Source organism: Mesorhizobium sp. M1338, assembly GCF_040318045.1.
GTDB lineage: Bacteria > Pseudomonadota > Alphaproteobacteria > Rhizobiales > Rhizobiaceae > Mesorhizobium.
In genome coordinates this window covers 1-19792 of the sequence record NZ_JAMYLL010000037.1, presented here as the reverse complement: position 1 = coordinate 19792, position 19792 = coordinate 1, and the positions used below count along the sequence as shown (strand labels likewise).

The window sequence follows — 19792 nt, the reverse complement described above, 5'->3', positions numbered from 1 at the left end:
CCATGCGTCTGGTCTTGAGATCGAGTATCGCCTTGCTGCTGGCCAGCCTTGCCGCCGGCTGCACCAGCGACGACTACGCGCGCAGCGAGGGGCCGACGACCGGCGCAGGTGAGGCGCAGGCCGCCAACACCGTCATGCAAATGGTCGATCCCTGGAAATATGGGGTCCAGAACACCAGACTTCTGGTGCCCGCCCAGAGAGGCAGCGCGGCGGCGGTCCCCCCCGATCAGGCGGCCGGTGCGAAAGCGTCGCAGTCCACCACGAGCAACTGATTCAACGGGCAACTGGTCAACGGGCGACCTGACAGGCTGAGAGAATGGCAAACGGCATCAAGACCAGGAAGATCCTGCTCGTATCGACCGACAGGACCTTCGTGCAGGACACGCGGACCGCGTTCGCGGCCTCCGAGATCATTCAGCTTTCGACAGTGGAGAAGAATGTCGTCGAGCTGCGCGGCGAGATCCAGGAAGCCGACTTCGGTGCGATCATCGTCGACATGGATGCGGCAAGGCTGGAGGAGGTCGAGTCGCTGCAGCGCATCATGCGCCGGCTGGAGGATAAGGTGCCGGTCGTCGTCGTCACGCAGGAGTTCAACGCCGCCGCGGTGCGCATTCTGGTGCAGCTCAAGGTCGCGGATTTCCTGGTCAAGCCGATCACTACCGCCGATCTCGTGCGCTCCGTGGTGCGTGCGCTGCAGGGCCCCGGGCGCGAGGAAAACACCGAGTCGCAGATCTACACCTTCATGCCGGCAGCAGGCGGCGTCGGCACCACGACGCTGGCGCTACAAACCGCCTTCCAGCTGCATCATTCGGTGACGCGCGGCGCGTCGACTTGCGTGGTCGACCTCAATTTCCAGCAAGGCGCCTGTGCCGAATATCTCGACCTCGAACCGCGCTTCGACATCACCGAGATCGAGAACCAGCCCGAGCGCCTCGACCGGCAACTGCTGGATGTGATGCTGTCCAAGCATGCGAGCGGGCTCTGCGTGCTGGCTGCCCCCACGCGTCCATCGGAAATGCGCTCGTTCAAGACCGATGTCGTGGTGCGCATGCTCGATCTCGTCTCGGCCTATTTCGACAATGTCGTCATCGACATGCCGCGCACCTGGTTTCCATGGACGGAGACCGTGCTGCTCGGTTCCAACAAGCTCTACATCGTCGCCGAGATGACGGTGCCGTGCCTGCGCCATACGCAGCGGCTGATCCAGGCGGTCTACGAGACCGCCGGCAAGGAAGTGAAGCCGAACGTCATCGTCAATCGCTTCGAACAGAAGATGTTCGACAACGGCATCAAGCAGGCGGACGTCCAGGAAATCCTCGGCGAGCATTTCGTCGGTGGCATCGCCAACAACTACCGGCTGGTGCGCGAGGCGGTCGATCGCGGCGTGCCGTTGCACGAGATCGATCCGAACGCCAATGTCATCAACGATTTGAAGAAGATCATCCTGCCGGAGGAGGCGATCCCAACCCGAGCGAAATCGCGCTCGCTGTTTGGCATGGGCCGTGGATTGTTGAAGAGGAAGGCCGGATGACCAGCCGCTTTTCCACCCTGCAGAACCGCGACGCGCGTCCGCAGCGCGCGACTGAGCCGATGCCGGTCGCCCATCATGCTGTTGTCATTCCGACGAACCGAAAGGCTTTGCCGGCCAAGCCAGACGCAGCGCCAGCAAAGAATGCCAACAAGGTGCTTGATGCGCGCGTGCGTATCCATCGGCTGCTGCTCGAGGAGATCAATCTTGTCGCGCTGGAGCGTTTGCCCAAGGATGAGATGCGCAGGCAAGTGCATGATTTCGTGTCGGAAAAGACCAAACAGGAGCGCATGGCGATCAACACCGTCGAGCTTGACGCGCTGGTTGACGACATCGTCGACGAGATGGTCGGTCTCGGTCCGCTCGAGCCGCTGCTCAAGGACCCCGACATCAACGACATCCTGATCAACGGCCACCTGAACTGCTTTGTCGAAAAGAGGGGCAAGCTGCAGCCGGTCCACATTCCATTCAAGGACGAGGCGCATCTCTTGCGCATCGTGAACAAGATCGTTGCCGCGGTCGGGCGCCGCGTCGACGAATCGCAGCCGATGGTCGATGCGCGCATGCTGGACGGCTCGCGTTTCAACGCGGCCATCCGCCCGGTGGCGGTCGACGGACCGCTGGTGTCGATCCGCAAATTCTCCAAGAACAAGCTCGGCCTGCACAAGCTGGTCGAATTCGGTGCCATCACACAGAACATGGCCGAGGTGCTGGCGGCGGCCGTGCATGCCCGCAAGACGACGATCATTTCGGGCGGCACCGGCACCGGCAAGACGACCATGCTCAATGCCCTGTCGGCCTTCATTCCGGAAGATGAGCGCCTGATCACCATCGAGGACGCGGCCGAGCTCCAGCTGCAGCAACCGCATGTCGCGCGCATGGAGACGCGCCCCGCCAACATCGAAGGCCATGGCGAGCTGAAGCAGCGCGACCTGGTCAAGAACGCGCTGCGCATGCGTCCCGACCGCGTCATCCTCGGCGAGTGCCGCGGCGAGGAGGCCTTCGACATGCTGCAGGCGATGAACACCGGCCACGAAGGCTCGATGGCGACTATCCATGCCAATACGCCGCGCGACGCCATTTCGCGGCTTGAGCAGATGCTTGGCATGACCGGCATGCCGATGACGGTGCAGTCGATCCGCAGCCAGATCGCCAGCGCGCTCGACCTCATCGTCCAGCTGACGCGCCTGTCCGACGGCAAGCGCAAGGTGACCAGTGTCGCCGAGGTGACGGGCATGGAAGGCGACGTCATCCAGATGCAGGAGATCTTCCGCTTCGTGCGCACCGGCATGGAGGCAGACGGCAAGATCCTCGGCCACTATGAGGCGACTGGCATCCGGCCGCGATTCCTCGAGGATCTGCGCGCCATGGGCATCGAGTTCCCCGGACGATATTTCGAACCCGGCCGGCCGCAGGAGTAGCCAAGTGTTCGACGAACTCAGCGCGATTTATGTCGTCTATGCCGCGGCGGCGCTGACCGGCATCCTGATCGCCGAGGCCTGCTACCTGCTTTATGCAGGCCGCAGCGACAAGCGCACCGCCATCAACCGGCGCATGAAGCTGCAGGAAAACAAGATCAGCCAGGAGCAGGTGCTTGTGCAACTGCGCAAGGAGCGCGGCCTTGACGCGGGCACGCCGCTGTTTTCGCCGGACCGGTTCCGCGCTCTGCGAACCCAGTCGGGCATGATCATGCCGCTGTCGAAATTCCTGATGATCACCTGCGGCGTGGCGATGGCCATGGCCTTGGTCGCCATCTGGTACGGCTTGCCGCCGCTGATGGGGCTTGTCCTGTTCGTGGTGCTTGTGCCGGTGCTGCCGGTGCTGACGTTGCGTTTCAAGCGCAAGCGCCGGGTGAAGCGGTTCGGCATGCAATTGCCGGAAGCATTGGAACTGATCACGCGCGGCCTGAAGGCTGGCCATCCGGTGCCGGTGGCGATCGCCATGGTGGCGCGCGAGATGCCCGACCCGATCGGCACCGAATTCGGCGTCATCGCAGACGAAGTGTCCTACGGTTCCGATCTGGTTTCGGCATTGAACTCGCTGTTCGACCGGGTCGGCCAGGAGGATCTGCCGCTGTTCGTCACCGCCGTCTCGATCCAGACCAGTTCGGGCGGCAATCTGCGCGAGATCCTAGACGGCCTGGCGACGACGATCCGCGAGCGTGGCAAGCTACGCCGCAAGGTGCGCGCCATTGCGACAGAAGGCCGAATGTCGGCCTACATCCTGACGGCGGTCCCGGTGTTGCTGTTTACCGCCATCATGGCGCTGATGCCGGGATTCTACCGCGACGTCTGGGACGAGCCAAAGACATGGTACCTGATGGGTGGCTCGATCACCTGGCTGATGCTGGGCAATTGGATGATGTTCAAGATGTCGAATTTCAAGTTCTGACATGCAGGGCTTCATCGAATTCCTCGCCTCGCTCGCGCCGACCTCGTTGATGCCGGTGGCCATCCTGCTGCTGGCCGCGGGCGCTGCCGCCGTTGCCTGGCCGATGATGGCGGCGAAGGGCGATCGCAACGAGGTCAAGCGCCGGCTCAAGGTCGATGACGGTCCCGTGGCCGCGAAATCCGAACCTGCGCAGAAGAAGAATACCGGCGTCGTGCGCGAGAAGGCGGTGAAGAGGGCACAGGAATTCTACGCCAAGAGCGATCCGGAAAATGTCGCCCGGCTGCGCATGAAGCTCATCCAGGCGGGATATATGGAGCCGCGCGCTGTCGGCACATTCTTCCTGATCCGGTTCACCGCTATGATCGGCACGGCAATCGGCGTCTTTGTGCTCAACCGCTGGATGGCCAGCCCGGACGCGACGATGGCCAGCCGCTGGACATTCGTCATCCTGTCAGGAGCGGCCGGCTATTTCCTGCCCGGCCTGGTGCTGAGCCAGAAAGTGCGGGAACGCAGGCGTGAGTACCGCAACGGCTTTCCCGATTTCATGGACCTGATGATCGTCTGCTCGGATGCCGGCATGAGCATGGAGGCCGGCATCGAGCGCGTCTCCAGGGAACTCGCCAAGACCTACCCCGCGCTCAGCCAGAACCTGCAGCTGGTGTCGCTGGAGCTGAGGGCCGGTCGCAGCCTTGACGATGCGCTGAAGGCACTCGCCGATCGCCTCAGCCTGGACGAGGTGCGTTCCTTCGCCACGCTGCTGCAACAGTCCAAGGAACTCGGCACCAGCCTGTCGGGCGCGCTGCGCGTGTTTTCCGACGACATGCGCCACAAGCGCATGTCGCTGGCCGAGGAAAAGGCGCACGCCTTGCCGGCCAAGATGTCGGTGCCGGTGGTGGTATGCATCCTGCCGGTGGTGTTGATGATCGCGGCCATTCCAGTCATCGTCAAAATGACGGCGCATTAGCAGCGCCCACGAAAGTCCTAGTAAGGGGCTGACAACCCGTTATTCTGCCCGAACTCGGCCCTGCGACGTGAGAACCCCATGCGAATGCTGTTGCGCACTCTCTTTCTCTTCGTCGGCCTTACCACGGCCAGTTCGCCGCCCGCATGGGCTGCGGCCGACGACTGCGGCGATGCTTCCGCCTTGGTGCGGCAGGCCTATCCCAAGGCTCAAAAGAGCGCCGACGGCGGCTCGTACACGCTCGAACCCCATATCAGCATCGCCCTGACGCGTCCGGATAGCGACACGCCATTTGGCCTGGTCTGCAAGATCTGGCCCGCCCATGACGACCTGCTGTTGGTCGCGGTGCCGCTGATCGACAGCGCCCAGTCCCGCGACGACGGGCATGTCGGCGATATCGAGCTTCTGGTCGTCGACAGGAACAGCCTGCAGGTGCGCCAGCGCCTGCTCCAGCCCGGGCTGATAACCGACGATGCCATCGCCATCCGCAAGATCGAATTCGATACCGGCCGCTATAGACTGGCGTTCGATGTCAGCGCCTTCGGCCTGCGCATCGAAATGGCAAGCCATTCGCAGCCCAACCCCTTCAGGGAAACCGACCTGCGGCTCTATGCGCTCGCCGGCGATGCCTTGCGCGTGGTGCTCGACGGCTTCGTCGTGGCCGGCTTTGGCGGCGAAGGCGATACCAATTGCGCGGGATCCTTTGAGTCGAGCCAGGTCAGCCTGGCTATGAACCCGGCAAGCCACCGTGGCTATCACGACATCACCGTGGCCGAGCGGGCGGATACGGACAATCCGTCCGTCGACGAGAATGGCGAGTGCCAGTCTCATCCCGGCAAGTCCGTGAAGCGCACCTACCGGCTGCGCTATGACGGCAGTCGATACCAGTTTCCCGAGGGGCTCAAAGCCTTGGAGCCGTGAAAGCCTTCGTGGTTAATGGCTGGTGTGCCCGAAACCAAATTTTAGCGGCGTTTCGGCACCGAAGTTTAATCGCCGCTAATGTAGCGTGTTTCCTTGAGAACGACCCGGCAAATCGGGCGATGAGGCAGGGGCATGCGTCACAATAACTTCACGGCAATGGCCGCTATGGCGGCCGTCTTGATGATGTCTGGCTGCACGACGGGCGGCGTCGACACCACCAAGACCACCGCGATCCAACCGGCGGCAAAGAACATCGACACCTCCGATCTGGCGCAAGGCAAGGCGCAGTTTCGCGACGCCAATTACGGCCTCGCCGAAAAGCACTTCCGCAAGGCCGTCGAGTTGAAGGCGGACAATGCCGAGGCCTGGATGGGGCTCGCCGCTTCCTATGATGAGCTCGGCCGTTTCGACTTCGCCGACCGCGCCTACGGCCAGCTTTTGAAAGTCGCCGGCCGCAAGCCTCAGATCGTCAACAACATGGGCTATTCGCAACTGCTGCGCGGCAATCGCAAGAAGGCCAAGGCGTTGCTGCTCGAGGCGAAGGCGGGCATGGTCGATCCCACCGTCGTCAACGCCAACCTCGCCTTGCTGAACAAGGGCTGATCTGGCCGTTGCGTCCTGGGTCCGGTTTCGGGACACAGGGCATCGACGCTTTGTAAACCCTATCGGCAGGTTGCGTCGAAAGATCGGCTGAAAACTCGTATCTGACGGCTGCCGCTGACCTAGAATGCAGCGCAACCCGCCGACGCTGGAGAGGCCTTCGCCCGATATGCTGGACTTCAGTTCGCTCCTGCTCGCAGCCGCGCTGTCGGGCATCTGCCTTAGCGTCACCATGTTTGCGATCTGGTTCACCGCGCCCAAGGCGGGCTTCGTCCTGACGGCGGCGTGCGGCATTCTGATGCTCGTCGCGCATGTGATCCTGTTCTGGCGATGCACCAAGGATCCCGATCCGCTGCTTTGCCAGATCGTGCTTGCGCTGCTCACTCTGGGGTTCCTGATCCTCTGCGTGTCAGCCATGCAATATCTGGGCGTGCCCGGCTACAGACGTGCCGTTGCACCGTCGCTTGCCGCCATTGCTGTCTGTGCCGTGGTGACGTTCCTGGGCCTTGACGGCGTCGGCTTCATCGTCACCTACATCACGGTGACGGCGCTGCTGTCGGCGATCGGCGCCATGTTCTGGATCAACGGCGGTCACGATCGCCGCATCCTGCTTGTGGTTTCGTTTCTGAGCGGCACCTGCGCGGTGTCGTTCGCGCTTTGTGGCGCGGTTCTGCTGACCAAGGGGCAATGGACGCTGGCGGTCGCGCCAGACAATTGGGCAGAACGATTGAATTCCGTCGTGGCGGTGGCCTGCATGACCGGACTCGGCGCCTTGACGCTCTCCCTCCACCATCTGCAGGCACAGATCGAGCTGAAGGCCGAGACCATGACCGACCCGCTAACGGGTTTGTTGAACCGCCGGGCGTTGACGTCGCTCTACGGCGAGCGGAGTTTCGGTCCGTTCATGTCCGTCGTCATGTTCGACCTCGATCATTTCAAGCGGACGAACGATGTCTATGGTCACCCGGTCGGGGACCAGGTTTTGTGCCGCTTCGCCGCGGTGATCAAGAAATATGCCAGGACGGGTGTCGACGCCTTTCGCCTGGGCGGCGAGGAATTCGCCGTCGTCATGTCGCGAATGACGGAAGAGAAGGCCCATGATCTCGCCAGCAAGATCTGTGTGGCCTTCGGCACCGAGATCGTCGCCACCCAACTCGGCAAGTTGCGCAGCACGGTCAGCGGCGGCCTCGGCTTTGGCGAGGCCGACGGGAGCAGCCTCGATAAGGTGCTGACCGAGGCCGATACGGCGCTCTACGCCGCCAAGCACGCCGGTCGAAATTGCGTCGTCAGCCGCAACCGGATGGGCGAGGCCGATCCGATCAAGCCGGCCTTGCGCTCAGCGTAGTCTGAGGGCTATTCCGCCGCGCCCAGATAGTCCGACAGGGGCGGGCACGAGCAGACCAGGTTGCGGTCGCCGGCGACATTGTCGATGCGTGAGACAGGTGGCCAGTACTTGGCTGCCGTGTCGGCGTCGCCGGCGGGATAGGCCGCCTCCAGGCGCGAGTAGGGATGGGTCCACTGGCCGGCCAGCACCTCGGCGGCGGTGTGCGGCGCGTTGACCAGCGGATTGTCGGCCAAAGGCCATTCGCCCCTGGCGACTTTCGCTGCCTCGCCTGATATGGCGATCATAGCCTCGCAGAAGCGGTCGAGCTCGCGCTTGGGCTCGGACTCGGTCGGCTCGACCATCAGCGTGCCGGCGACCGGGAAGGACATTGTCGGCGCGTGGAAGCCGTAGTCGATCAGGCGTTTGGCGACGTCGTCGACGCTGATGCCGGCGCTGTCCTTGAGCACGCGGGTGTCGAGGATGCATTCATGCGCGATGCGATCGTGCCTACCCTTGTAGAGAAGTGGGAAGTGCGGCGCGAGCCGTGTCGCCACGTAGTTGGCCGAGATGATGGCGGTCTCGGTCGCTTGCTTCAGGCCGGAGGCGCCCATCATGCGAATGTACATCCAGGTGATCGGCAGGATGGAAGCGCTGCCGAACGGCGCGGCCGACACGGCATGCGCCGAACCCTCGGTGACATGTCCCGGCAGATAGGGCTCCAGATGCGCCTTGACGCCGATCGGGCCGATGCCCGGGCCACCGCCGCCATGAGGGATGCAGAAAGTCTTGTGCAGGTTCATATGACAGACGTCGGCGCCGATATCGGCGGGCCGCGCCAAGGCGACCAGGGCGTTGAGGTTGGCACCATCGAAATAGACCTGGCCGCCATGCTCGTGGATAAGGGCGCAGAGGTGGCGTGCACCTTCCTCGTAGACGCCATGCGTCGAGGGGTAGGTGAACATCAGCGCCGCGAGATTCTTGGAATGCTCGTTGGCCTTGGCCCTCATATCGTCCATGTCGATATTGCCGTCCTCCAGGCAGCGCACGACGACAACGCTCATGCCGGCCATCGCCGCGCTCGCCGGATTGGTGCCATGCGCGGAGGAAGGAATCAGGCAGACGGTGCGATGGCCTTCGCCGCGCGAGCGATGATAGGCGCGGATTGCGAGCAGGCCGGCATACTCGCCCTGGCTGCCGGCATTGGGCTGCAGGCTAACGGCGTCGAAGCCGGTGATCTCCGACAGCCATCCTTCCAGTTCGTCGATCATGGCGCGATAGCCGGCCGAATGGCTTGCCGGCGCGAAGGGATGCAAATTGGCGATTTCAGGCCAGCTTACCGGCATCATTTCCGCCGCCGCGTTGAGCTTCATGGTGCAGGATCCGAGCGGGATCATGGCGCGGTCCAGCGCCAGGTCCTTGTCGGCCAGCCGGCGCAGGAAGCGCATCATCTCGGTTTCCGACTTGTTTTCGTGGAAAACAGGCTGGGTCAGAAACTCCTTGCCGCGCGGCTTGCCGGGCACCGTGCTGCCGGTTGAGGAACCCGCCTTGGCGCCGAACAGGGCCGCGATCGCCTCGAGATCGACATCGGTCGAGGTTTCGTCGAAGCTGATGCCGACATGATCGGCATCGATGACGCGCAGCAGCCGGCCGGTCTTTTCAGCCGCGGTGGCGATCTGCGCCGCCTTGCCCTTGGTCTCCACCGTCACCGTGTCGAAACGGCTGGCGCCGATCACCGACACGCCTGCCGCTTCGAGGCCGTTTGCCAGACGATTGGCCAGCGCGTGGATACGCCCGGCAATCCCCTGCAGCCCGGCGGGGCCGTGCCAGATGGCATAGGCGGTCGCCATGTTGGCAAGCAGCGCCTGCGCGGTGCAGATGTTGGATGTCGCCTTGTCACGGCGGATATGCTGCTCGCGTGTCTGCAAGGCAAGCCGGTAGCCGGGCCGGCCTTTGCTATCGGTGGATTGGCCGACCAGGCGGCCGGGCATCAGCCGCGTCAGTCTGTCGGAGACGGCGCAATAGGCGGCGTGCGGCCCGCCAAAGCCCATCGGCACGCCAAAACGCTGCATCGGGCCGACGGCAATGTCGGCGCCAAGTTTGGCCGGCGCGTCGGTCAGCGTCAGACCGAGCGGGTCGGCGATGAAGACGACGATGGCACCGGTCACCCGGGCCTTTTCGATAGCTGCCTTGTGATCGCCATAGACGCCAAACGTATCCGGCCAGGAGACGAGCAGGGCGGCGGTGTTGTCGTCGATCGTGTCGCCATTGATCTCGATGCCGAGCGGCTCGGCGCGGGTGCGCACCACGTCCAGCGTCTGCGGATGCGGCGTGCCGGCAAATGCGATCTTGGTGCGCTTGTCGCGGTGGTGGCGCAAGGCGATGCCGACGGCTTCGGCGACCGCGGTCGCTTCATCGAGCAAGGAGGCCGATGCCACCGGCAGGCCGGTCAGTTCAGTGACCAGCGTCTGGAAGTTGAACAGCATCTCGAGCCTGCCCTGGCTGATCTCGGCCTGATAGGGCGTGTAGGCCGTATACCAGGCCGGATTCTCGAACAGGTTGCGCTGGATCACCGGCGGCACATGGACGCCGTGATAGCCGGCGCCGATGAAGCTCTTCAGCACCGTATTCTTGGCCATGGTCGCCGACAATTCGGCCAGCGCCTCCGCTTCGCTGGCCGGCGCGGGCAGGGTCAGCGGCGAGTCAAGGCGGATCGACTGCGGCACTGCCTGACTGATCAGCGTCTCGACGGACGGAACGCCGATCACGGCAAGCATGGCTCTGACATCGTTGACATCAGGACCGATATGGCGGGCCGAGAAGGGAGTGAGTGCTGCGGTCATGTCAATACGTCCTGATATCAGCCGATACGAGCTTTGTAGGCGGCCTCATCCATGAGGCTGGCGAGCTGGCTTTCGTCGGCAAGCTTCATCTTCCAAAGCCAGCCGGCCCCGGTTGCTGCCGAATTGACCAGTGATGGATCCGACGACAGCGTGCCGTTGGCTTCGGTGATCTCGCCATCGACCGGCGCATAGACATCGGATGCCGCCTTGACGGATTCGACGACGACGGCGGTATCGCCCTTGCTCAGCTTCTTTCCGATCTCCGGCAGTTCGACGAAGACGAGATCGCCGAGCTGCTCCTGCGCGTAGTCGGTGATGCCGACAGTGGCGATGCCGCCCTCGACGCGGAGCCATTCGTGATCTGATGTGAAATAGGTCGTTGCCATTGAAATCATCCTTTGCGGTAGCGATGCGGTCTGAAGGGCAGGGAGCTGATATCGACGGGGATCTTCGTGCCGCGAACATCGGCGAAAACCCGTGTTCCGGGCTTGGCCAGTGATGGCGTGACATAGCCCATGGCGACCGGATGGCCGGCTGACGGGCCGAAGCCGCCTGACGTGACATGGCCGGCGGGCTTGCCGTCGGCGTCAAAGAGCGCGGCACCGGCGCGCACCGGCTGGCGGCCTTCCGGCTTCAGCCCGACCCGCTTCTGCGCGGGTCCCCGTTCCACGGCGGCGCGCAGCGCATCGGCGCCGATGAAAGCGCCGGTGGCACGGATCTCCTTCGGGATCGCCCACATCAGTGCGGCGCTGGCCGGGTCGGTCTCCGGCGTGATGTCCTGGCCGTGCAGGCAGAGCCCTGCTTCCAGCCGCAGGCTGTCGCGGGCGGCCAGCCCGATCCACAGCACGCGTTCATCGCCGAGCAGCTTCGCAACGAGATCGCGCGCATCGGCCTCCGGCAGGCCGATTTCAAAACCGTCCTCGCCGGTATAACCGGAGCGGCTCATGAACCAGTTCTTCCTCGGTTCGACCCCATGCATGAACAGCAGCGAGCCGGTCTCGATGCCGGCGCGGGAAAGGGCCGCCCACGCTTCAGGACCCTGGATGGCAAGGAAGACGCGGTCGAGCGGCTCGACCCTGACGTCGAAATCCGCGGCAAGCGCACGCAAATGCTTTTCGTCGGCGACGGCGTTGCCGGCGTTGGCGACCACCATGAACCTGATATCGCCCAGCCTGGTGACGATCAGATCGTCCAGAATGCCGCCGGCTTCGTTGAGGAAGAAAGACAGTTTGGATTGCGAGATTTCGAGCGCGCCGGCGTCCAGCGGGCAGGCGCGATTGAGCAGTGAAACCACCTCCGGCCCGCTGACCTCAAACAGTTTCATATGCGAGATATCGAACAGGCCGGCCTGTTCGCGGGTGTGAAGGTGTTCCTTCATGACGCCGGCCGGATAGGTCAGCGGCATCGACCAGCCGGCAAAGGCGCCAAAGCGCGCACCAGCGGCCACATGGATATCTTCGAGGGGAAGGTGTTTTGTGTCGTCGCCCGTCATGTCATCTCCAGAGTCGCACGCAATCGGTCGCGAATGGCGACCAGTCCGTGCCCCTCTGTCTGAAGCCTGAGAGACTTGCGCAGCCGGAACTCTGTCAGCGGCGCTTACACCTTCGGCGCGGGGGCAAGCCCCGACTTTCCAGAGTGTCTTTCCCGTCTACGGTTCTTTTTGCCTGAGAGATTTCGGGCGATTTCCCCTTCGGCGGCAGCTTTCGCTGCTCTCTCCCGCAAACAGGTAGGACTCAGACCCTGAGTCCTCGACGCGCCATCCATAGCTTGTGCGCGACGGCTTGTCACCTGTCAGCGACATCTAAAGCGCGTCGCGCTGGCGATGCGCTTTCGATCCTTGTTTTGATGCCTGTCGTTCGCCCAAAACCGCGGCACACTTTTGGGCGACATGCATTGGCCGACAAGCCTTCGCTAACCACGCCGTTTGCCGGTTTTTCAAGACACTGCTGATATGTTGGCGGCCATGACGCTTTGGGGCCGGCATTGGACGGCGGCGGACGGGGACGACAAATGGGCGAATTGATCATGAGTGCGCCGGTGGCCGGGCTGACCTCGAAAAGCCGCATCGCCGCGGAGGACGTGGCGATGTTGCGCCATGAGGTGTTCGGCGACGGTGTGGTGACGCGCGGCGAGGCCGAGGCACTGTTCGCGCTCGATGCCTCGCCGAAGGACAAATGCCCGGAATGGCCGCTTTTCTTCATCGAGGCGGTCACCGACTACATCGTCCACCAGGAAAAGCCGTCGGGCTATATCTCGCAGGACAATGCCGACTGGCTGATCCGTACGATCGCGCGCGACGGCATGGTCGACAGCCGGACCGAACTCGAATTGCTGGTTCACGTGCTGGAAGAGGCGAGATCGTCGCCGGGCCAGCTTTGCGTCTATGCGCTGCAACAGGTCGCCCACGCGGTCATCGACGGCAAGGGGCCGCTGATGCTCGGCGGCGCACTGGTTCCCGGGCTGATCGCCAAGGCGGAGGTCGAGTTGCTGCGCCGTATCCTCCACGCCCACGGTGGCGACGGCAACATTGCCATCACGCGCGCCGAGGCAGAGGTGCTGTTCAAGATCAACGAGCGGACCGCCCAAGCCAGCAACGATCCGTCCTGGAACGAGCTGTTCGTCAAGGCGATCGCCAATTTCGTCATGTGTTCCGCCGGTTATGAAGCGCCGACGCGCGATGTGGCACTACGCCGTGATGCCTTCCTCGAACACGCCGATCCGGAAATCGGCGGCTTCTTCAGCCGGATGGTCTCCGGCGGCCTTGCCGGCATCATGGAGGCCTATCGGTCCCCTGATGACATCGAAGCGGAGTGGGAAGCCAAGAACAGGGCGGCCGAGGCCCTGGCGCGCCGCGCCGAGACGATCGATGCCGGTGAAGCCGGCTGGCTGATCGAGCATATCGGCGTGGACCGGCCTCTGTATGAGAACGAACGCGCGCTGCTGACGCTGATCAAACACGCCTCGCCGGAAATCCATCCGGTGCTGAGGCCGCTGCTCGACAAGATTGCCTGACCGGTCAAGGGTCGAATGATCAAATCTGGGTTGCCTGATCAGATCTGGTCGGCGTCGATGTATATCCGGGCCAAACCTTCCCGAACGGTCGACATGGCATCGGCGAAACTGATGGCGATGTGGTCATGCATCAGCCTGGCGGCCCTGTCGGCATCGCGGGTCACCATGGCTCGGGCGATCTCGCTGTGTTCGGTGTAGGTCGTCGACAGTCGCCGGTGCTTCTCCACTTCGATCTTGCGAACGAAATGGATGCGCGTGTTGATGCCTTCGAGCATGCGCGCCAGTTCGGGATTGCCCGACAGCCTGGCGATGCGGATGTGAAATTCCTCGTCCCTGGCGGTCAGTTCGGCGCTGGAAAATGAGTCGGCGCGCGCCATGGTGAGCGCCCACCAGTCGACGAGCGCGGCGAGTTCCTCATTGGTTGCGCGCTCAATCGCCAGCCTGACGGAGCGCTCCTCGAGCACGGCCCGCACGTCGGAAAGATTGACGATCTCGTCGACATCGAAGCCGCGGCAAAAGAAGCCGCGATTGGTCTGAAAGGTGATGAGTTCCTCCGTGACCAGCCGCTGGAGGGCCTCCCGGATCGGGCTGCGGCTGACATTCAGCCTCGCGGCAAGCGCCACTTCGTTGATGCGTTCGTTCGGCTTGAAGCGATAATCCATCGCCATGCGACGGATTTCTTCATAGACACGCGGGCCGGTCTTCATCGGCTTGGATGCCAACGCGGCGCTGTTGTCCTGGTTGGTTTGCCTGATGGGTCGGAGCATGGCGTCTGTCATGCCTTTGCGGCACTCGGTTCGGTGAACCGGGCCTGTGTGGGAAGGATACCATCGAGGGCGATCGGCGCGGACCGGCCGGCGATCAGATCGGCGACGATGCGGGCCGAGCCATGCGCCATGGTCCAGCCGATGTGGCCGTGGCCGGTGTTCAGCCAGAGGTTTTTGATGTTGCGCAGGCCGAGGACCGGCAGGTTGTCGGGCGTCATCGGTCTCAGGCAGGCCCGCATTTCGGCGCGATCATAGGCGATGCCGCGCGGGAACAGGTCCTGCGTCACGCGCTTCATGAAGGCGAAATCCGAGGGTTTGTGGCTGCGATCATAGCCCGCGAACTCAGCGGTCGCGGTGACGCGGATGCGATCGCCCATCGGCGTGATGGCAACGAGATTGTGCTCGTCGATAACGGGAAGTTTTGGAGCCAGGGCGGGGTCGACGATTGGAATGGTCAGCGAATATCCCTTGACCGGATAGATCGGCAGACCAAGGCCGATCTTGCGGGCGAGGATCGGGCTCTCCGCGCCCAAACACAGAACGTAGGCGTCGGCCAGAAACTCTCCCTTGTCGGTGACGACCCGCGCGATCACGTCGTTTCTGCGTTCGATCCCGACGATCCTGGTGCCGGTCAGGATATTGCCGCCCCTCGTTTCGACGATGGCCGCCAGCGCGCGCGTGAACTTGGCGGCATCGCCGGTTTCGTCGGTCGGACACAATATGCCGCCGGCAATGCTGCCGCGCGACGAAGCCAGCGCCGGCTCGCGGTGAACGATTTCCCGCGCGTCGACAATGCGGACCTCCTGGCCGTCGGCTTCCAGCAGGCGCATGTTGGCGACGCCCTTGTCGAGCGCCTGACGGCTGCGATGGAAGTAAAGAATGCCGGCCGACGTCCTGTCGTATTGGATCGCTTCCTCCCTGACGACGGCCTGCAGGACCGATTGGGAATGGACCGCAAGCCGATGTTTGAGGAGGGTGTTGCGGCGCGCCCTGGCGGCCGTGCATTGCATGAGGAAGCGCAGCGACCAGCTGTAGAGATGCGGGTCGGCGGAGAGTTTGAAACGAAGCGCCTGGTCTTTCAGGAAAAGCGACTTCAGCAGGATTTTGGGGGCGGCCGGCGATGACCAGACGAAGGAGTGGCCGGGCGCGATCATGCCGGCATTTGCCCAGCTTGCGCCCTCGGCCACCCGCGGTGCCTGCTCGAGAACGGTGACGGCGTGGCCGTCCTTTTGCAGCTGATAGGCAGTGGTGATCCCGACTACGCCACCGCCCAAGATCAATACGCGCATCGCCGTCCCGAATGACTGTCGTTTCTATTGTCGACAATTCAATAGGAAGACGCCGGTCCTTGTCAACGGCGCATGGACAAGCGGTCCACTCAAACGCATAATGCAAGCATTTCCTGGTGCCAAATCTGCGCGGAGCCCTTGACACCTCTGGCATTGTTGCCGTTTCTATTGTCGACAATTCTGATTGGGATCAGGAAAGGGGACTGCACCATGGACGCCCCGGTTACCCGCGCCGACAACGCGCTTGTCCTCGACAAGGAACACATTCCCTTCAAGACCGACGACGGTATCGGCACCCGCGCCAATCTCGGCCTGCTCGTGCTGCGGACCGATCAGACCATTGAGGATGAATTCCGCTACGCGCTGCCCGCGAACGACATCGCGCTGTACGAGGCTCGTCTTTACAGCGATGTCGAGATCACGCCGGAAAACCTGATGAAGATGTCGGCCGTCATCCCCGCAACGGTCGGCCTGTTGCCCGACGTCAAGTTCGATGTGATCGGCTTTGCCTGCACGTCGGGAGCGCTTGTCATCGGCGAGGACAAGGTTGCCGCGCGCGTTCACGAGGTGCTGCCGGGCGTGCAAGTGACCAACCCGGTGACGGCGGCGCGGGCCGCGCTGAAGGCCCTGGGCGTCTCGCGGATCGCGCTGCTCACCCCTTACCTCGCGAAAATCAATCACTCCCTGCGGGCATCGCTGGTGGCGCGGGGGATGGATATTCCGGTCATGGGCTCCTTCAACGAAGCGGACGACAATGTCGTTGCGCGCATAACGCCGGCATCGGTCAAGCAGGCCATTTTGGAGATCGGCGCGTCGAGCGACTGCGAAGCCGTGTTCGTTTCCTGCACCAGCATGCGCGTTGCCCGGGTCATCGAGGAGGTCGAGAAGGAGCTGAAGAAACCGGTCACATCGAGCAATCATGCACTTGCCTGGCATATGCTGCGACTTGGCGGCATTAGCGAGCAGATTGCTGGAAAAGGCGAGCTGTTTCGCCGCTCGCTGTAGGCGCGTCCATTTCGAGCCGAGGCGCTTGCGGCATGCGGTTCATATCCCGCCGTACCAGTCGTAGCCATTGTCTTCCCAATAGCCGCCCCTGCCGCCGCCGATAGTGGCGAAGCCGTCGACCAGCTCGATCTTGTAGAGATATTTCGGCATCTTGTAGCCGAGCTGGCGTTCCACACGAACGCGCAGCGGTGCGCCGTTCTCGACCGGCAGCGGCTTGCCGTTCACGCCATAGGCGAGGATCGTCTGCGGGTGACGGGCATCGATCAGGTCGATGCTGCCGTAATATTTGATGTCTCCGGAGAGGCCGCGGTCGATCGTGTCGAGGCAATGGAACATGACGTAGCGTGCCTGCGGCTTGACCATCGCCTGGTCCAGCACCAGTGACAGCGGCGTGCCGGTCCATTTGGCGATGCAGCTCCAGCCTTCGACACAGTCATGGCGGGTGATCTGGGTGCGGCTCGGCATGTTCATCAATTGCTCACGGCTGAGCGACAGCGGCTTTTCGACCAGGCCTGAAACTTCCAGCCGCCAGTCGGCGAAGTTGTTGGCGAGCAGGCCTTTGTAGACATCATCATCGGGAGCGGTGACACCGTTCGGCCGCTGCGGCTGGCGGATGTCGGCTTCGGTGAATTCCGGCGCCAGGGCGTCATGTCCGGCAAGCAGGCGCTGTGCCCGGTATGTCAGGTCATTGGCGTTTTCGAGAAAACCGCGCAAGCCGCTGCCAACGCTCAACTGGCTGTCGAAGGCATCGCAACCCGACAGCATGATGCCGGAGGCGCCGAGACTGGCACCCGTCAGGAATTTGCGGCGGCTTATCTCAAACTTCGCCATGTCACGCACTCCTCTCGGTTGTCTTGTCGTCCTGTGCGGATGGATCGGTGCGGTACCAGCCGGTGATGATCGAACGCAGTTCGTTTATCGGGCCGGCGGCGAGGATCATCAGGATATGAACGACGAAGAAGGCGACCAGCAGCACCATGACGGTGAAATGGATGGTGCGTGCCGTCTGCCGGCCACCGAGCAGATCGTTGAGATACGGCAGCACTGAATTCATGCTTGGTGACATCGCCAGGCCGGTGATGATCATAAGCGGCAACAGCACGAACAGCACGCCGCCATAAGCCATCTTCTGCAGCGTGTTGTATTCCCGCGTATGATGGAATTTGAGTTTCGCGTGGTCGACGATGTCCCGCGGCAGGCGCTTGAGATCATCGAGGCGTGGCGTGAGATCGCGGCGCAGATGGCCGTTCACAGTGCTGGCGACCAGCCAGACGATCAAGGTCGTGGTCAGTATCCAGGCAAAGAAGAAGTGTACGACGCGGGCGGTGCCGAGGTCATAGTAGGACGGTATGGTCGCCCAGGAAGGAAAGGCGAGGGACGTCTCCTGGCCCGCCGGCCCCGACCAGCCGAGTACGCCCGTGGTGTCGAAGCGATGCCCAAGGATTTCGGTGTAGCCACGCGGTCCGGCGTCGGTGTTTTCGGCACCGATGGCGAAGATCGTATTGTTGTAGCCGAAGCCTGACTCCTTGCCGATATAGAGCTGCGGACGGGCATTGAAGATCTGCAAGCCTGACAGCAGCATGAAGAACAGCGAGATGGCCCAGAGCCAATGCGTCAGCCGCGTCCAGCGCGACTGCCGGTAGATCAGCGGTTTTTCGTTCGACGCCGAAGCACCGGGATCGGCGGCGGATTGGCTTCTGGCAACGGATTCCATCTTGTCTCGTCTCCGGGCCTCACGGCGTGGCCTGCGCGTTCATTGTCCTCCTGATACGTCGCGATCCAAACCAATGTTTCATCCGATCACGGATTTATTACGACTAGCGTAGATTGATGGCGAGATTGACGGCGGCGGCGACGATGACCGTATTGAAGAAGAAGGAAAGGATCGAATGGATAAGCACGACACGTCGCATATGCGTGGTCGTGATGTTGGTGTCGGCGGTTTGTGCCGTCATGCCGATAACCGTCGAGAAGTAGAGGAAATCCCAGCCTTCCGGCCGTTTGTCGCCCGGAAACAGCAGTCCTCCGACGGGGATATTCTTCTTGGTCTCGGCGTCGACCGCATCGCCGTCCATCCAGTAGACATGGGCATAGTGGAGCGCCGCCATGGCATGGATGGTGAACCAGCCGAGCGGGATCGAGAGCAGCGCGAAGATGAGTTCGATGGGATGGGCGCTGCCTTTCTGATTGATCAGTTGGAACAGCGAGAAGGTGGCAACGCCGACGACGACAAGCGTCACGGCGAAGATGACCAGCACCGGCTGGTCGGTGGCGCGCGCATTCTTGCTCAGATATCTGCCGGTGAATTTTGGCATATGGGCAACGACAAGACTGACGTAGGCGGCAAAGAATGCGTTGGCGCCGATCGAATAGGCGAGCGAAGCATGAAGCAGCAACGCCACGGCAAGCGCCACGACGCCGAAGCAGGCCGACACCGCGAACAGCATGTGGCGCTGCAAGGGAGACTTCGTCGGGGTTTCGGCAGCCATGGCGGTTCCAACCTTGGAATGGCGCTCGGTTTCTATTGCGGTGTGACGGATTTAAGCGCCCGCCGCAAGATGCGGTCGAGTTCGCCGAGAAAGCGCGAACGGTCCTGTGGGGCGAAGCTGGCGTTGTAGCCCTTGCTCTCGCCGGTCTCTCGCAGGTGCTGTTTGAGGTCGCGCATCGCCACCGCCATGCCGATCGTTTCCGGCGTGAAGGGACGTCCGGTCGGCCCGAGCACATGCGCGCCGAGCGCCACCGCGCGGGCGGCCAGCGGAATGTCCGCGGTGATCACGATGTCGTTGGTCCGCGCATTGTCGACGATCCAGTCGTCGGCGGCATCGGCGCCCTTGGACACAACGACGTTGCGGATCATCGAGTCGCGGGAAGGGCGCAAGCCCCCATTGGAGACGTAGGTGACGACAACGCCATGGCGCTCGGCGACCTTTTCGACCTCGGCCTTGACCGGGCAGGCGTCGGCATCGACGTAGATGGCAGGTATGGGCATCGCTGGTTCCAATGAGCATGGGGCCAGACGATTTCGTCCGGCCCCATGGATACAATCCGATCGGTTGCTAAGCCGGCAAGGCGCCGGACTTCTTCGCCGTCCAGGTGGCGATATAATCCATCAAGCCGGGGTTGAGGCAGTCATAGGGTTCGAGACCGATCGACT

The 19792-nt window shown here is 62.9% G+C and carries 19 protein-coding genes, 1 pseudogene and 1 riboswitch; of the genes and pseudogenes, 10 read left to right on the top strand and 10 right to left on the bottom strand.

What is annotated here, in order from left to right; all coding sequences use genetic code 11:
* Positions 1-2: 2 nt before the first annotated feature.
* The 8 genes from NKH19_RS24830 (at position 3) to NKH19_RS24795 (ending at position 7746) form a co-directional block, all read left to right on the top strand.
* A complete protein-coding gene (locus NKH19_RS24830) occupies positions 3-272 on the top strand; it encodes a hypothetical protein (protein WP_352872176.1) in 270 nt (89 codons plus the stop codon).
* A 44-nt stretch (positions 273-316) separates the two neighbouring features.
* Positions 317-1531, top strand: a complete 1215-nt coding sequence (locus NKH19_RS24825) for a CpaE/TadZ family protein (RefSeq protein WP_352872177.1) — start codon at positions 317-319, stop codon at positions 1529-1531.
* Entirely contained in the window at positions 1528-2949 is a 1422-nt protein-coding gene (locus tag NKH19_RS24820) for a TadA family conjugal transfer-associated ATPase (RefSeq protein WP_352872178.1), read from the top strand. The genes NKH19_RS24825 and NKH19_RS24820 overlap by 4 nt, the downstream gene beginning before the upstream one ends.
* A 4-nt stretch (positions 2950-2953) precedes the next feature.
* On the top strand, positions 2954-3919 hold the full coding sequence (locus NKH19_RS24815; RefSeq protein ID WP_352872180.1) for a type II secretion system F family protein: 966 nt from the start codon (positions 2954-2956) through the stop codon (positions 3917-3919).
* Position 3920: 1 nt separating this feature from the next.
* Entirely contained in the window at positions 3921-4883 is a 963-nt protein-coding gene (locus NKH19_RS24810) for a type II secretion system F family protein (RefSeq protein WP_352872181.1), read from the top strand.
* Positions 4884-4961: 78 nt separating this feature from the next.
* Positions 4962-5801, top strand: coding sequence for a PA3715 family protein (locus NKH19_RS24805; protein ID WP_352982938.1), 840 nt, complete (start codon positions 4962-4964; stop codon positions 5799-5801).
* 132 nt (positions 5802-5933) lie between these two features.
* A complete protein-coding gene (locus NKH19_RS24800; RefSeq protein WP_352872183.1) occupies positions 5934-6404 on the top strand; it encodes a hypothetical protein in 471 nt (156 codons plus the stop codon).
* Positions 6405-6570: 166 nt separating this feature from the next.
* The gene (locus NKH19_RS24795) at positions 6571-7746 is read left to right on the top strand and encodes a GGDEF domain-containing protein (protein WP_352872184.1); all 1176 of its coding nucleotides are present in this window, start codon (positions 6571-6573) and stop codon (positions 7744-7746) included.
* Between the two features lie 8 nt (positions 7747-7754).
* Here NKH19_RS24795 and gcvP read toward each other — a convergent pair whose 3' ends face one another.
* From gcvP to gcvT, 3 genes are read right to left on the bottom strand one after another with little or no spacing between them, the layout of a single operon-like run.
* Positions 7755-10565, bottom strand: a complete 2811-nt coding sequence (gene gcvP / locus NKH19_RS24790; protein WP_352872185.1) for an aminomethyl-transferring glycine dehydrogenase — start codon at positions 10563-10565, stop codon at positions 7755-7757.
* A gap of 17 nt (positions 10566-10582) precedes the next feature.
* Entirely contained in the window at positions 10583-10951 is a 369-nt protein-coding gene (gene gcvH, locus NKH19_RS24785; RefSeq protein WP_352872186.1) for a glycine cleavage system protein GcvH, read from the bottom strand.
* A gap of 5 nt (positions 10952-10956) precedes the next feature.
* On the bottom strand, positions 10957-12057 hold the full coding sequence (gene gcvT, locus NKH19_RS24780) for a glycine cleavage system aminomethyltransferase GcvT (RefSeq protein ID WP_352982935.1): 1101 nt from the start codon (positions 12055-12057) through the stop codon (positions 10957-10959).
* A gap of 149 nt (positions 12058-12206) precedes the next feature.
* A riboswitch (glycine riboswitch) is annotated at positions 12207-12294 on the bottom strand.
* 281 nt (positions 12295-12575) lie between these two features.
* Between gcvT and NKH19_RS24775 the strand changes: the two genes are divergently transcribed.
* On the top strand, positions 12576-13577 hold the full coding sequence (locus tag NKH19_RS24775) for a hypothetical protein (RefSeq protein WP_352872190.1): 1002 nt from the start codon (positions 12576-12578) through the stop codon (positions 13575-13577).
* A 38-nt stretch (positions 13578-13615) separates the two neighbouring features.
* Here the strand turns inward: NKH19_RS24775 and NKH19_RS24770 are convergent, their stop codons facing one another.
* Positions 13616-14344 (bottom strand): GntR family transcriptional regulator, encoded by a 729-nt coding sequence (locus NKH19_RS24770; protein WP_352982933.1) that lies wholly within the window; start codon positions 14342-14344, stop codon positions 13616-13618.
* 8 nt (positions 14345-14352) lie between these two features.
* Positions 14353-15633, bottom strand: a complete 1281-nt coding sequence (locus NKH19_RS24765) for a D-amino acid dehydrogenase (RefSeq protein ID WP_352872192.1) — start codon at positions 15631-15633, stop codon at positions 14353-14355.
* Between the two features lie 210 nt (positions 15634-15843).
* Here NKH19_RS24765 and NKH19_RS24760 point away from each other — a divergent pair, with 210 nt between their 5' ends.
* On the top strand, positions 15844-16638 hold the full coding sequence (locus tag NKH19_RS24760) for a maleate cis-trans isomerase family protein (protein ID WP_352872193.1): 795 nt from the start codon (positions 15844-15846) through the stop codon (positions 16636-16638).
* A gap of 39 nt (positions 16639-16677) precedes the next feature.
* Here NKH19_RS24760 and NKH19_RS24755 read toward each other — a convergent pair whose 3' ends face one another.
* The 5 genes and pseudogenes from NKH19_RS24755 to NKH19_RS24735 form a co-directional block, all read right to left on the bottom strand.
* On the bottom strand, positions 16678-17469 hold the full coding sequence (locus NKH19_RS24755; RefSeq protein ID WP_352872194.1) for a molybdopterin-binding protein: 792 nt from the start codon (positions 17467-17469) through the stop codon (positions 16678-16680).
* A gap of 1 nt (position 17470) precedes the next feature.
* On the bottom strand, positions 17471-18352 hold the full coding sequence (locus NKH19_RS24750) for a cytochrome b/b6 domain-containing protein (protein ID WP_352872195.1): 882 nt from the start codon (positions 18350-18352) through the stop codon (positions 17471-17473).
* A gap of 103 nt (positions 18353-18455) precedes the next feature.
* Entirely contained in the window at positions 18456-19127 is a 672-nt protein-coding gene (locus NKH19_RS24745; protein WP_352872197.1) for a DUF1345 domain-containing protein, read from the bottom strand.
* A gap of 32 nt (positions 19128-19159) precedes the next feature.
* Complete coding sequence (locus NKH19_RS24740; RefSeq protein ID WP_352872198.1) at positions 19160-19627, bottom strand: YaiI/YqxD family protein; 468 nt, start codon at positions 19625-19627, stop codon at positions 19160-19162.
* Between the two features lie 67 nt (positions 19628-19694).
* A pseudogene (locus tag NKH19_RS24735) lies at positions 19695-19792 on the bottom strand (S-(hydroxymethyl)glutathione synthase); the annotation flags it as partial.

Bases quoted from the DNA above. Each gene is read 5' to 3' on its own strand.
- NKH19_RS24805 (WP_352982938.1), top strand. From the start codon at position 4,962: ATGCGAATGCTGTTGCGCACTCTCTTTCTCTTCGTCGGCCTTACCACG.
- NKH19_RS24760 (WP_352872193.1), top strand. From the start codon at position 15,844: ATGGACGCCCCGGTTACCCGCGCCGACAACGCGCTTGTCCTCGACAAG.
- gcvH (WP_352872186.1), bottom strand. From the start codon at position 10,951: ATGGCAACGACCTATTTCACATCAGATCACGAATGGCTCCGCGTCGAG.
- NKH19_RS24755 (WP_352872194.1), bottom strand. From the start codon at position 17,469: ATGGCGAAGTTTGAGATAAGCCGCCGCAAATTCCTGACGGGTGCCAGT.
- NKH19_RS24765 (WP_352872192.1), bottom strand. From the start codon at position 15,633: ATGCGCGTATTGATCTTGGGCGGTGGCGTAGTCGGGATCACCACTGCC.
- NKH19_RS24775 (WP_352872190.1), top strand. From the start codon at position 12,576: ATGGGCGAATTGATCATGAGTGCGCCGGTGGCCGGGCTGACCTCGAAA.
- gcvT (WP_352982935.1), bottom strand. From the start codon at position 12,057: ATGACGGGCGACGACACAAAACACCTTCCCCTCGAAGATATCCATGTG.
- NKH19_RS24810 (WP_352872181.1), top strand. From the start codon at position 3,921: ATGCAGGGCTTCATCGAATTCCTCGCCTCGCTCGCGCCGACCTCGTTG.
- gcvP (WP_352872185.1), bottom strand. From the start codon at position 10,565: ATGACCGCAGCACTCACTCCCTTCTCGGCCCGCCATATCGGTCCTGAT.
- NKH19_RS24830 (WP_352872176.1), top strand. From the start codon at position 3: ATGCGTCTGGTCTTGAGATCGAGTATCGCCTTGCTGCTGGCCAGCCTT.
- NKH19_RS24800 (WP_352872183.1), top strand. From the start codon at position 5,934: ATGCGTCACAATAACTTCACGGCAATGGCCGCTATGGCGGCCGTCTTG.
- NKH19_RS24745 (WP_352872197.1), bottom strand. From the start codon at position 19,127: ATGGCTGCCGAAACCCCGACGAAGTCTCCCTTGCAGCGCCACATGCTG.
- NKH19_RS24795 (WP_352872184.1), top strand. From the start codon at position 6,571: ATGCTGGACTTCAGTTCGCTCCTGCTCGCAGCCGCGCTGTCGGGCATC.
- NKH19_RS24740 (WP_352872198.1), bottom strand. From the start codon at position 19,627: ATGCCCATACCTGCCATCTACGTCGATGCCGACGCCTGCCCGGTCAAG.
- NKH19_RS24825 (WP_352872177.1), top strand. From the start codon at position 317: ATGGCAAACGGCATCAAGACCAGGAAGATCCTGCTCGTATCGACCGAC.
- NKH19_RS24770 (WP_352982933.1), bottom strand. From the start codon at position 14,344: ATGCTCCGACCCATCAGGCAAACCAACCAGGACAACAGCGCCGCGTTG.
- NKH19_RS24750 (WP_352872195.1), bottom strand. From the start codon at position 18,352: ATGGAATCCGTTGCCAGAAGCCAATCCGCCGCCGATCCCGGTGCTTCG.
- NKH19_RS24820 (WP_352872178.1), top strand. From the start codon at position 1,528: ATGACCAGCCGCTTTTCCACCCTGCAGAACCGCGACGCGCGTCCGCAG.